Source organism: Asticcacaulis sp. (genome assembly GCA_024707255.1).
Taxonomy (GTDB): domain Bacteria; phylum Pseudomonadota; class Alphaproteobacteria; order Caulobacterales; family Caulobacteraceae; genus Asticcacaulis.
Genome location: JANQAC010000002.1, coordinates 1,539,582 through 1,550,724, shown reverse-complemented (window position 1 = coordinate 1,550,724; position 11,143 = coordinate 1,539,582). Strand labels below are relative to the sequence as shown.

Here is an 11,143-nt window from a genome sequence, read left to right as displayed (position 1 = left end):
AAGCGGCGTTTACTGTGTTTTCGCATCAAGTCTTTTCAAATCGGGTGCAGGGGGGTAAGGGAAGGCTCCGTTTTTATGATGAGACCATTCCATGACCGTCAAGGTTCGTTTTGCCCCTTCACCCACCGGCCGCATCCATGCCGGCAATGTGCGCGCCGCCATCCAGAACTGGCTGTTTGCGCAGAAGCACCAGGGTGTTTTCGTGCTGCGGATCGATGACACCGACCTGGAGCGCTCGACAAAGGAAAATGAAGACCTGATCGAGACCGACCTGAAGTGGCTGGGTCTCGAATGGGGGGAGCGCTACAATCAGTCGAAGCGCTTCGACATTTACCAGAAATGCGCTGATGCCCTGAAGGCCGATGGCCGCCTCTATGCCTGCTATGAAACCGCCGAGGAACTGGATCGCCGCCGCAAGGTGCAGTTATCGCGCGGCCTGCCGCCGGTCTATGACCGCGCCGCGCTCAAGCTGACGGATGCCGAGAAGGCCGCCTATGAGGCTGAGGGGCGCAAAGCCCACTGGCGTTTCAAACTGGATGGCAAGCGTGTGGTATGGGAAGATCTGGTGCGCGGCCACTGCGAGGTCGACACCACCTCCATGTCTGATCCGGTGCTGATCCGCGAGGATGGCGCCTTCCTTTATACCCTGCCGTCGGTGGTGGATGATATCGACATGAAGATCACTCATGTCATTCGCGGGGAAGATCACGTCGCCAATACTGGCACGCAACTGGAAATTTTCGAGGCGTTGTCTGCTTTCTTTGGTGGTTCGCCCCTGCCGGTCTTCGCGCACATGCCGCTGCTGGTTGGCGCGGATGGCGAGGGCCTTTCCAAGCGTCTGGGCTCAATGTCGATCTCACAGATGCGCGAAGATGGCCTGGAGCCGCTGGCCATCACCTCCCATTTGGCGAAGATCGGCACCTCCGATGCGCTGGAAGCCGCGCCCTCCCTGATGGCATTGGTAGAAGGTCAGGATTTCGACAAGATGGGGCGCGCGCCGGCGCGTTATGATTTCGATGATCTCATGCGCCTCAATGCCCAGGTGTTGCAGGCCATGTCTTATGCCGATGCCAAGCCGCGTCTGGAAGCCCTGAACGCCGATCTGGGTGAGCTCTTCTGGGATACGGTGAAGATGAACCTGCACAAGTTCGCCGAAGTGACGGAATGGGCGCAGATCATCGGTGGCGACATCACGCCGAAGATCGAGGATGCAGCCTTTGCCGCCAAGGCCCTGGAATTGCTGCCGGCCGACTATGGCCGCGATAGCTGGTCCGCCTGGTCGGGAGCGATCAAGGAGGCGACCGGCGCCAAAGGCAAGGCGCTCTTCATGCCGCTGCGCCGGCCCTGACCGGTATGGACCACGGTCCCGACATGGGGGCCTTGAGCTTCCTGATCGGCCGCGACAAGATTGCGAAGCGGCTACAGGGCTAAACCACCGCGCCGAACAGCTTGCCGATGCCGGCGGTGACGCCCAGGGCAATCGCGCCCCAGAAGGTGACGCGGAAAACGGCCTTGCCGAGGTTCGATCCGCCGGCCACGGCGCCCAACGCGCCCAGGGCGGCCAGAAAGACAATGGCGCAGGCCGCCACGATCCATACGATCAACGGCCGAGGGCTCAACCACATGGCCAGAAGCGGCAGGATGGCGCCGGAAGCAAAGGTGACGGCAGAAGTCAGGGCCGCCTGGATCGGCTTAGCCTCGGTATGCTCGGAAAAGCCCAGTTCATCGCGGGTATGAGCTTTCAGGGCATCCGTCTGCATCAGTTGTTCGGCCACCTGCCGGGCGAGTGGTTCTTCCAGGCCGCGAGCGACATAGATCTGGGTCAGTTCTTCAGCCTCGGCTTCGGGAAAGTCCTTCAGCTCCTGGGTTTCGCGGGCGATGTCGGCGGCTTCGGTATCGGCCTGTGAGCTGACTGAGACATATTCGCCGGCGGCCATCGAAAGCGAGCCGGCGACCAGGGCGGCGATGCCCGTCAGCAGGATGGCGCTCTTGTCGGCCGGGCTGGCGGCCACTCCGACGATCAGGCTGGCGGTGGAGATGATGCCGTCATTGGCGCCGAGAACCGCGGCGCGCAACCAGCCGATCCGTGAAATAAAGTGCAGTTCGGCGGCCTTATGCGAGCGCGTCATCAGACAACTCTCCGTGTATCGATATTGACCGTATGCGCGCCTGCGCGGGCGATAGCCGGCAAGACCTCTTCGACCGTATCGACGCTGAGATAGGTATCAAGAAAGGCGGAGGGCGTGAAGCCCTCCGCTTCGGTATGGCGGATCAGGGTGAAGAACGGCTCCCAGTAGCCGTTGGTGTTGAGAAAGATTACTGGCTTCTTGTGCAGGTCCAGCCGGCGCCATGACATCAGTTCGATGGCCTCTTCCAGCGTGCCGACGCCGCCGGGTACCACCACGAAGGCGTCGGCCTCCTCGAACATCATCATCTTGCGTTCGTGCATGTTATCGACAATGCGGGTTTCGACCTCGCCGAAGACGCTTTCGCGCGACTGCAGAAATTTCGGCATGATGCCGAGCACCTCGCCGCCGGACTCATGCACCGCGCGGGCGGTCTCGCCCATCAGGCCAACGCCGCCGCCGCCATAGACCAGCCTCAAGCCAGCGCCCGCCAGAATCTGTCCCAGGTCGCGCGCGGCCTGTTGGTAAAGCGGATTGGCGCCGAACGATGAGCCGCAATAAACGCAGACGGAACGGATATCGGAGGTGGTGGGGGCCATAAACGGATCAATCTTTGAAACAGAGCGACTCGCATTGTCATCCGAATAAAACTGAATGGCAATCCATTCAGACCTCTGTTCGTCAGGCGGGAAACCGGATAATGATGTCTGCATGTCGCCGATCCGTGCCCGCCATATCCGATATATCGTGAGTTTTGCCCTGCTGGCTGTGGTTGCCGGATGCGGGGAAAAGCCGAAGACGACGGAAGCGACCAGCGCCCTTGAGGCCGCCGGTTACTGGCGCGCGCCCGAAATTACCGGCGTTGATCAGGCCGGTTCCAACATCTTTGTTGTGACCGGCCAGACGATCCCCAATGCACGGGTGCGGTTCAGCTATGCCGGCAATCGCGCCGTCGGGGTTACCTCGGATTCCAAGGGGCGGTTCCGCGCCGAGCTGCCGTCCGGACCCGATGGCGGGCTTTTCGATCTGTCGACTGAGGACAGCGGCCGGTCGATGCACGCCGATGGCCGGTTGTTCATTCCGGTCGGCGCACCGGACAAGGCGGTTCTGATGCGGCCGGGCGCGCCCAGCCTGGCCCTGTTCAATGACCTCACGCCGGTGGCGGTGATCGATTATGACCGCGCCGGCGCGTTGGCGATCGCCGGCCGCGTGGCGCCGACGACGCCTATTGAGGTTGTTTTGAATGGAGAAATCCGGGCGCGGACGAGCAGCGATGACCGGGGCTTCTATACCGCCACCACGCAGATTGAGCCGCCGACGGAAAGCGAAACGGCCAATACCCTCTCTGTCATGGCGGGGGGTAAGGAAAATGTCCGCAATTTCACGGATTCCCGCATCAACGGCGATAGCGACCGGATTGCGCGCGTTGAAGACGGCTGGCGGGTGGACTGGGTTTTGCCCGGCGGCGGAATGCAGACGACGCTGGTATTTTAAAGCGTTGCTTTAAAATACCAGCGTCGTCTGCATTTTTTCTTTGAAGAAGCCTCGCAAAGGCTCGGGCGGGCGCTACGCCGGTTATCCGGTCGCCCTTGCCTCCAGTCAACGAATGACTGTCGGAAGTAAGCGTTCACTTCTTTACATCATCTCGTCTTGTTTGGTCTTCGAGAACAGCTTCTTGAGGAATTCGGTAATGCCGTGGCGTTTGGCCTTGCGCGCCACCGCGTCTTCGCTGACCAGCCAGGCAATCTGCACCACCCGGCGTTCGCCTTCGAAAGGCGTATGGCCATGCCAGCTATTATCCAGGCGCGGGAAGGCGATGAAATGGCCGTAACCGGGGTTCACTTCCTTGGTGCCGGGACCACTTTGGTCCGGGCCTTCGAGGAAACGCAGGTTGCCGCCACTGCTGCCTTCGGGATTAAGATAGATGAGGGCCGAGGCCAGCTTGTCGGCGCCATCGGTATGCGGGCGGCCGTCCTTGAGCGCCGACCATTTGCGCACGGTCACCCAAGTGGGTTTGCCGACGAGATTGACGCCCAGCTTGTCGCCGATGGCCCGGGCGAATCCTTCGCCGCGAACCTCTTCCAGCAGCGCCTTGAAAGACGGGCCCATGGGGAAGTCTTCCGGGCGCATGAAACCGGTCTTGTCGATCTGCGGGAAATCGCGGGCGATATCGCTTTCCAGTTCAGGCGGCAGGATATCAGCGCCGATCAGGTTGCGGAACGGATAATCGGCGGCCGGCGTGGCGGCAATGGAGTCATAACGCAGCATGGCAAAACCTTGAAAATGCAGGTCCGGCTTATAGCACGCCGGAAAAGCCAGCGGCAAGGATCAGATATAGGCGCCGTCCATGACGAATTGCCGCGGCGAGGCAGGTGCAGCCGCCAGGGCGAAATCGACCGCCGCCTGGGCGTGAATGTGGGTTGAGTCAAAACAGGGCAGGGGCAGGCAGGCGGCATCAACGCTCAGGCCCAGTTCGGTACAACCCAGGATGACGCTGTCGGCGCCGCGCAGGGCGCCACGGCGGGTCATGTCAATCAGGGCTTGACGCGCGCGTTCGCTGACAACGCCCTGGCACAGTTCGTCAAAGATGGCGTTATGGCAGGCCATTCGATCATCGGCGTCAGGGATAAGGATATCCAGGCCATAGCGCTTCATATGTTCGGCGTAGAAGCCGTGTTCCATACTGTAGCGGGTCGCCAGCAGGAGCGGACGGCGATGACCGGCGGCATTCAGCGCCTTGGCGGTTTCTCCGATAATGTGGATCAGGGGAATATCGCGACTGGCGGCGACCTGTTCGGCCACCAGGTGCATGGTGTTGGTGCAGATCAGGATGCAGTCGGCGCCGGCGGCTTCCAGACCCTGAGCGGCATCGCCCAGCAATTGCGCGGCCTTGTCCCAGCGATCGGCCTTCTGCAAGGCGACCACGGACTGAAAATCGAGTGACCGCAGCAGGATATCGGCCGAGGCCAGCCCGCCCATCGCCTCGCGGACGCCTTCATTGATAAGCTTATAATAGGTGGCGGTGCTTTCCCAACTCATGCCGCCGAGCAAACCGATCCTGCGCATTCCGAACTCCTTTTTTGGACTCTCATCTTATGGCGAAGCTTAGGGAAATGGCGCGCGTATTAGTGACCTTTAAGCTTTATTTTCGCAAATAAATTGCGTATTTCATAAATTTAATGCAATATTTGGTATGCTTGATGATCGTGACCGCAAACTGCTCGACCTGTTGCAACGTGATGCTGATTCGGCCCTGACGGACCTGGCCGAACGGGTAAATCTATCGCCTTCCGCCTGTTCCCGCCGCATTACGCGTCTTCGGGAGGAGGGATATATCGACCGCCATGTCATGGTGCTCGATCGCGCGCGCATGAATGTGGCAACGACTGTCTTTGTCATGGTCAAGACGGCACATCACACGGCGGACTGGCTGGAACGGTTTCGGTCAGGCGTTCTCGATATCCCGGAAATCGTCGAGGTACATCGCCTGGCGGGAAACCTCGATTACATCATCAAGATCGTGGTCACGGACATTGCCCACTATGACGCCATCTACAAGCGCCTGGTCAGCCGAATCGACCTGTTCGATGTTTCGGCCTACATTTCGATGGAAACGCTGAAAAATGAACAGGCGGTGCCGACGAACTACGCCACCTAATTCACCGCCTCGATGACAGCATCCGTAACGGGCGCCTCTTCATCGGACGGCACATCGGTCGCATCGGCATTCGCCTGCGCGAACCGGTCCGCCTGTTCGTGAGACCAGGCGCTGGCGGCAACCAGTGCCAGTAAAACTGCGGCAAAGAAAGCCGCCAGTATGTAGGGCGTGAAATTGGCCGAACGGGTCATGCTTCCACCAGGCTCAAGGGCGGTTCGGCCGGTATGTGCGTGCTGACCTTTACGGCGCCGCTCGGCATGATGTCCTCAGGGGCATTGAAAGTCCTGCCAACATAAAGGCTAAAGCCGGAAATGATCAGCAGCAGGGCGAGAAGCGCGACGAGGCTTTCAAAGACGACCAGTTCACGACCATCGCTGCGCGGTGTCGATTTAAGGGGGCGGACTGAAATCCATGATTCTGGAATGTGGCTGTACGGGGCATGGCGTGACTCGCTGTGAACAACGAGATCAGGATGCGGATTACAGGGTAAGGAAAATATAGGCCGGCGAGTCAGCGATTGTAAAAAGCCTGCCCACAAACAGGCTTATTATCGTTTTATCTTAAATGCTCATAATTTTAGCCGTATGCCGATCCGGCGCAGGGCGCCGGCCATCCAGACGCAGATCAGGGCAAATATCAGCGATTTGACCAGGCCGATGCCGCCGGTCAGCCATGGGTCGGGCAGATTAAGGGAAACCACATCCATGGCCAGATAGAGAAAGGCCGGCATCAGATAGCACAAAAGCGTGTCGGTGCCGGCGGGCTTCACCGGATTGAACCAATGCGATTTTCGGGCCATATCGCTGATCCAGTAAAGCGCTGTGAAAGCAATCAGGGTGAAGGCGCTGCACAGGAACAGCCAGGCCGGCGTGGCCGCCAGTTTGGACAGTCCCCAGAATTGCCGGGTGTAAATGGACAGGGCGATCAAAAGCGCGGCGATGACGGCAAAGATCGCCGTCATGCGCCAATTTTGATTCCTTGCCTGAAATATCTGGAACAGCCGTGCGATGACCGCGCCGCCCAGGCTGAGGGCGGTCATGGTGCCATCGATGATCGGTTCGGGGAGGATGTGCAGAGGCGCCGGAACCAACTTGGCAGCCCAGATCACGCTCAGCAGGCTGAAAACCGCCCAGGCGCCAACCAGGATGACAAGGCGCCCGCGCGCGAAAATGGTGACCAGGGCTGCTACCAGATAGGACCAGCCGATCAGACCGAGTATCCCCCACCAATGCGGCGCGAATCGCTCCAAGTGTCCGTCTTCGCCGCCTCGGTAAATAAAGGCCAGGGTGAGCAGGATAAGAACGCCCAGCCCCTTCAGCCCCCTTTGCGACCATTGCGGCATGGTTCTGGGGTAGGCGTTCCAGATCAGGATAAAGGCGACGCTGCATACGCAGTCCCAAACAAGCGCGGTCATGCCGGTGGCGCCGGCATTGAGGGTTTCGCCATTGACGAAGAAAACGCCCATCACCAGCAGGGCGATCGACCGGCCGATTACATGACCGACGAGTTGAAGATCGCTGTCGCCCTTTGCCCTGCGGCTGTCGATGGCGAAGGGCAGGGACATGCCGACGATAAACAGGAAGGCCGGAAAAACGACATCGGCCAGGCCCATGCCATCGACGCCACGTGGCACATGTTCGAGCCAGGCCGGAATGTCCTTCAGCGACCACAGGTCGTTGACGAAGATCATCAGCACCATGGTTAGGGCGCGCAGCAGGTCGATGGCGCCGACACGCGTGACACTGTCCGAAGGTGCGGCCGGGCGCGGCTCAATCGTTTTCATGGCGCGACTATGACAGGAGACTGGCCGCATCGACAAGCCCGGCGTCAAATCTATGACTGGCGCTGGAAGGTGATGACCAGGACATCGCGGTGACCGGGCTCTGTCTGATCCAGGCGATGGATCGGCGTGACGCCATGCAGGACGCGGTGGTCATCGAGAAAGACCGCGTCGAGCGGATCGGTCAGGGTGAATTCGCCCAGGGAGTGGCGTCCTGGGCCGCAGATAGCGGTGACGCCTTCGCTGACATTCAGGCGATCGATCAGGATAACTGCCACCCAGTCAACGCCGTCACGATGCATCCCTTCCGGCGTTGGCTGGCCGGTTTCATCCGGCGCGGGCTCGATGCGGAACTGATGGATTTCGACGCGCCAGTCCGAAGCGGCCGCATGGAAGAGGTCGCGGCAGAGATCGAGCAGGGCGCGGAAGGCCGGATTGGTAGCGGTGGCCTCGGTCACGGGATCGAACCAGCGCTGGACGCCGCCGTTCAGCATATTGTAGTCGCGGCTCTGGTAGTGCGGCTGGTGCGCCTGGCGGGTGAATATGCCGGTAGACAGGCCGAAAACGGCGTGGCGGCGTTTGCGATAGCGCCCGCCATCGGCCATGAAACGGTCAGGCCCCAGATCATCCCATGAGGCCGCGAATGCCGGCCAGTGCTCGGCAAAATCCGCCGGCAGCAGGGTTTGCGTGACCGCGTGCGGCGCGAATATATGCCCGTCATCAGTCAGTTTTTGGCGCAAGTCGGGCAGGGCAGGAGCATTATCCGTCATGTCGTCTTCTCTGGACCGCTTCAATCGGAAAAGCAATGTGATGTCCTGTCGCGGCCGGTTTGTGATAGGAGGGCGCGCATAGTCATGAGGCGCGCCATGTCCACTCGCAAAATCTCCCTGTCCTCGCTCCTGTTCGGTTTCCTGACTGTGGCGGCCATTGCCCTGTTCCTGATGCTTGGTGTCTGGCAGGTGCAGAGACTGGCCTGGAAGACCGACCTGATCGCGCGGGTCAATGCACGCGTGGCGGCGCCGGTGGTCGAGGCGCCCCGGCCTGCGGACTGGCCGCGGGTCAACAGGGCCGATGACGAATATCGCCACGTCACCCTGCGCGGCCAGTTGATGAACGCGGCCGAGGCACAGGTCTATACGTTGTCGGATTATGGCGCAGGCTACTGGGTGATGACGCCGCTGAAGCGCGATGACGGTAGCATCGTCTATATCAACCGCGGTTTCGTGCCGATGGACAAGCGGGCGCCGGCGACGCGGCCTGAAGCGCAGGCTCAGGGGGAGGTCAGCATAACCGGCCTTTTACGTATGCCGGAAAGCAAGGGCTGGTTCCTCCAGCAGGCCAATGATCCGGCGCGTGACGCCTGGTATCGCCGAGATATCGCCGCCATTGCGCAAAGCCGCCATATCGGTGCGGTCGCGCCCTATTTTATCGATGCCGACGCCACGCCCAATCCGGGCGGCTGGCCGAAAGGTGGACTGACGGTGGTGAAATTCCCCAACAGCCACCTCATGTACGCCATTACCTGGTTTTCCCTGGCAGGGATGCTGATCGCTGTATCCGTCTGGCTGGTGTGGTTCCGCAAACCGGAGCGTGACGAAGCCAAATAAAAAAAAGCCGCCGAATAGGTTCGGCGGCCGTTCGGTTTTTCTGTGGCGTGATTCAGATGCGAACCTTGACCGGCTCGGCATGGGGCAGGCCATTAACCCAGCGCTCAATCGCATCATCCATATGGCCAAGCACGGCAAGGTGCAGGCGCTTGAACGGATGGCCGGCGAGGGTCAGGAAGATCTGGAACATGCCGTATTGCGGCGCCGGCATCAGGCTGTCGATAATATCGGACTTGCGGATCACGGCATCAATTACCAGGCCATTATATTCCAGACGATCTTCGTACAGAGACAGCTTGCAGCGCCAGACCATCGGCGTGCCGAACAGGGCCGCGGCAATCGGAATCAGGCTGAGCAGGACGCCGCCGAACTGGGCGACAACGCCGTGCATGTGGGTATAGGATTGTATCGCCCCGGTCACACCCATAACGATAAGCGCCAGGGCACCAGCCAGAAGAAGGGATTTGAAAACCGGTCCAAACTGATAGACACGCGGATAGGCTTTAGTCACTTCCATACTTTAATTCCTTCACGTCAATTAAATTTAACGCCTGCGTCAATTTATCTCACGCTATCGCATAATTGGGATATTGCAACGCTTTTTTCAAATTTTAGCTTAACGAAAATTTGCTGTTTTATGGGCGCGCCGCCTTTTGATGTCACGGTTATTTGACTTTTTTTGTCAGTCCCGTCGGCGTTAAATAACTTCGTTTTTTTACGCAAACGCGAAAAAATAAATGCGGCGGTGCGACAATGTGCCCCTTTGCGACGGTTATGAAATTCCTGTTTACGCGTCGGAATCTTCGCAATCATAAGCGCGAAGAGTGTGCCAACTCCTTTGTGTGATTTAGGTTTAATCCTGTGAACCCTTTGGATCGTCAGTCGACGCGCCCTCACCAGGCCGTATTTTCCAAGCGGAGCGTTTCCTTGTCTTCTATATTGCGGCGCACAATAACGCGCGCCTTCATCGCGGGCGGCCTGATTGCGGGCGCGGCGCTATTGTCCGGCTGTAACATGGTCGTGATGGACCCCAAGGGGCCCGTCGGGATGCAGGAAAAAGACCTGATCATCCTGGCCACGCTGCTGATGCTGATTCCCGTCGTGCCGGTCATTTTCATGACCATCTGGTTCGCCTGGCGTTACCGCGCGTCAAACAAGAAGGCCACTTACGCTCCGGATTTCGAGCATTCCAACCGCATCGAGGCGGTGGTCTGGGCGATCCCGACCCTGATCATTCTCGCCCTGGGCGCCGTGACGTGGGTTTCAACGCATGAACTCGACCCGCGTGCGCCGCTGGCGCCGCACGAGACCAAGGCGAACGTCAAGCCGATTGAGGTCGAGGTTGTGTCGCTCGACTGGAAATGGCTGTTCATCTATCCCGAATACAATATTGCCACGGTCAACGAGATGGCCATGCCCGTCGGCACGCCGGTCCATTTCAAACTGACCTCGGCCACGGTGATGAATTCCTTCTTCATTCCGCAACTCGGCTCGCAGATCTACACCATGACCGGCATGGAAACCCAGCTCTCGCTGCGCGCCGACCATCCCGGCACCTATGACGGCATCTCGGCCAATTACAGCGGCCATGGCTTCGCCGGTATGAAGTTCCAGGCCCTGGCTATGGATGACGCCGGCTTCAAGGCGTGGGTGGCGAAGGCACAAGCCTCGCAGGCCTCGCTGGACACCGCCGCCTATGCGCAGATCGCCAAGCGCGACCTGGCTTTCAAGCCGGCTTATTATGCTTCGGTCGAGCCGGACCTGTTCCACAAGATCCTGAACAACTGCGCCACCGGCGGGCTTTGCACGGACGATGCCCACAATATGGCAATGATGAAGGATCTGGCGCCGGGCGCCGCCCAATGCAAGCCGGGTGAAGCACCACAAACAAAAGCTGTGAAACCTGCGGTCGCTGAAGCGGCCCTCACTCCCCAAACCCTTCTCCAGTCATCTGGCGCGCACAAGAGCTAGT

At 59.7% G+C, this 11,143-nt stretch carries 13 protein-coding genes; 5 read left to right on the top strand and 8 right to left on the bottom strand.

What is annotated here, in order from left to right; all coding sequences use genetic code 11:
- Window positions 1-91: 91 nt before the first annotated feature.
- Window positions 92-1,348, top strand: a complete 1,257-nt coding sequence (gltX, locus tag NVV72_18655; protein ID MCR6661239.1) for a glutamate--tRNA ligase — start codon at window positions 92-94, stop codon at window positions 1,346-1,348.
- 79 nt (window positions 1,349-1,427) lie between these two features.
- On the opposite strand, the gene NVV72_18650 is transcribed toward gltX, so the two are convergent.
- On the bottom strand, window positions 1,428-2,129 hold the full coding sequence (locus NVV72_18650) for a VIT family protein (GenBank protein ID MCR6661238.1): 702 nt from the start codon (window positions 2,127-2,129) through the stop codon (window positions 1,428-1,430).
- On the bottom strand, window positions 2,129-2,725 hold the full coding sequence (locus tag NVV72_18645) for a TIGR00730 family Rossman fold protein (GenBank protein MCR6661237.1): 597 nt from the start codon (window positions 2,723-2,725) through the stop codon (window positions 2,129-2,131). Before NVV72_18645 ends, NVV72_18650 begins: the two co-directional genes overlap by 1 nt.
- Before the next feature lie 112 nt (window positions 2,726-2,837).
- Between NVV72_18645 and NVV72_18640 the strand changes: the two genes are divergently transcribed.
- Window positions 2,838-3,620, top strand: a complete 783-nt coding sequence (locus tag NVV72_18640) for a hypothetical protein (protein MCR6661236.1) — start codon at window positions 2,838-2,840, stop codon at window positions 3,618-3,620.
- 141 nt (window positions 3,621-3,761) lie between these two features.
- Here NVV72_18640 and NVV72_18635 read toward each other — a convergent pair whose 3' ends face one another.
- Both NVV72_18635 and NVV72_18630 read right to left on the bottom strand, forming a co-directional pair.
- Window positions 3,762-4,394, bottom strand: coding sequence for a 2OG-Fe(II) oxygenase (locus tag NVV72_18635; GenBank protein MCR6661235.1), 633 nt, complete (start codon window positions 4,392-4,394; stop codon window positions 3,762-3,764).
- A 60-nt stretch (window positions 4,395-4,454) separates the two neighbouring features.
- Entirely contained in the window at window positions 4,455-5,192 is a 738-nt protein-coding gene (locus NVV72_18630; GenBank protein ID MCR6661234.1) for an aspartate/glutamate racemase family protein, read from the bottom strand.
- Window positions 5,193-5,319: 127 nt separating this feature from the next.
- Between NVV72_18630 and NVV72_18625 the strand changes: the two genes are divergently transcribed.
- Window positions 5,320-5,784, top strand: coding sequence for an Lrp/AsnC family transcriptional regulator (locus tag NVV72_18625; GenBank protein MCR6661233.1), 465 nt, complete (start codon window positions 5,320-5,322; stop codon window positions 5,782-5,784).
- Here NVV72_18625 and NVV72_18620 read toward each other — a convergent pair.
- From NVV72_18620 to NVV72_18610, 3 genes are all read right to left on the bottom strand, one after another.
- Window positions 5,781-5,975, bottom strand: coding sequence for a hypothetical protein (locus NVV72_18620; GenBank protein ID MCR6661232.1), 195 nt, complete (start codon window positions 5,973-5,975; stop codon window positions 5,781-5,783). The two genes, NVV72_18625 and NVV72_18620, sit on opposite strands and share 4 nt — an antisense overlap.
- A gap of 377 nt (window positions 5,976-6,352) precedes the next feature.
- Window positions 6,353-7,567, bottom strand: coding sequence for a DUF5009 domain-containing protein (locus tag NVV72_18615; protein ID MCR6661231.1), 1,215 nt, complete (start codon window positions 7,565-7,567; stop codon window positions 6,353-6,355).
- A 50-nt stretch (window positions 7,568-7,617) separates the two neighbouring features.
- Window positions 7,618-8,334: a 2OG-Fe dioxygenase family protein gene (locus tag NVV72_18610; GenBank protein ID MCR6661230.1), complete on the bottom strand. Its 717-nt coding sequence runs from the start codon at window positions 8,332-8,334 to the stop codon at window positions 7,618-7,620.
- 96 nt (window positions 8,335-8,430) lie between these two features.
- On the opposite strand from NVV72_18610, the gene NVV72_18605 reads away from it, so the two are divergent.
- Window positions 8,431-9,171, top strand: coding sequence for an SURF1 family protein (locus tag NVV72_18605; protein MCR6661229.1), 741 nt, complete (start codon window positions 8,431-8,433; stop codon window positions 9,169-9,171).
- Between the two features lie 52 nt (window positions 9,172-9,223).
- Here NVV72_18605 and NVV72_18600 read toward each other — a convergent pair whose 3' ends face one another.
- Window positions 9,224-9,688 (bottom strand): hypothetical protein, encoded by a 465-nt coding sequence (locus NVV72_18600; GenBank protein MCR6661228.1) that lies wholly within the window; start codon window positions 9,686-9,688, stop codon window positions 9,224-9,226.
- Between the two features lie 410 nt (window positions 9,689-10,098).
- Between NVV72_18600 and cyoA the strand changes: the two genes are divergently transcribed.
- On the top strand, window positions 10,099-11,142 hold the full coding sequence (gene cyoA / locus NVV72_18595; GenBank protein ID MCR6661227.1) for a ubiquinol oxidase subunit II: 1,044 nt from the start codon (window positions 10,099-10,101) through the stop codon (window positions 11,140-11,142).
- Window position 11,143: the final 1 nt, after the last annotated feature.

Excerpts from the sequence above, each read along its gene's own strand:
- gltX (MCR6661239.1), top strand. The coding sequence starts at position 92 with ATGACCGTCAAGGTTCGTTTTGCCCCTTCACCCACCGGCCGCATCCAT.
- NVV72_18650 (MCR6661238.1), bottom strand. The coding sequence starts at position 2,129 with ATGACGCGCTCGCATAAGGCCGCCGAACTGCACTTTATTTCACGGATC.
- NVV72_18645 (MCR6661237.1), bottom strand. The coding sequence starts at position 2,725 with ATGGCCCCCACCACCTCCGATATCCGTTCCGTCTGCGTTTATTGCGGC.
- NVV72_18640 (MCR6661236.1), top strand. The coding sequence starts at position 2,838 with ATGTCGCCGATCCGTGCCCGCCATATCCGATATATCGTGAGTTTTGCC.
- NVV72_18635 (MCR6661235.1), bottom strand. The coding sequence starts at position 4,394 with ATGCTGCGTTATGACTCCATTGCCGCCACGCCGGCCGCCGATTATCCG.
- NVV72_18630 (MCR6661234.1), bottom strand. The coding sequence starts at position 5,192 with ATGCGCAGGATCGGTTTGCTCGGCGGCATGAGTTGGGAAAGCACCGCC.
- NVV72_18625 (MCR6661233.1), top strand. The coding sequence starts at position 5,320 with ATGCTTGATGATCGTGACCGCAAACTGCTCGACCTGTTGCAACGTGAT.
- NVV72_18620 (MCR6661232.1), bottom strand. The coding sequence starts at position 5,975 with ATGACCCGTTCGGCCAATTTCACGCCCTACATACTGGCGGCTTTCTTT.
- NVV72_18615 (MCR6661231.1), bottom strand. The coding sequence starts at position 7,567 with ATGAAAACGATTGAGCCGCGCCCGGCCGCACCTTCGGACAGTGTCACG.
- NVV72_18610 (MCR6661230.1), bottom strand. The coding sequence starts at position 8,334 with ATGACGGATAATGCTCCTGCCCTGCCCGACTTGCGCCAAAAACTGACT.
- NVV72_18605 (MCR6661229.1), top strand. The coding sequence starts at position 8,431 with ATGTCCACTCGCAAAATCTCCCTGTCCTCGCTCCTGTTCGGTTTCCTG.
- NVV72_18600 (MCR6661228.1), bottom strand. The coding sequence starts at position 9,688 with ATGGAAGTGACTAAAGCCTATCCGCGTGTCTATCAGTTTGGACCGGTT.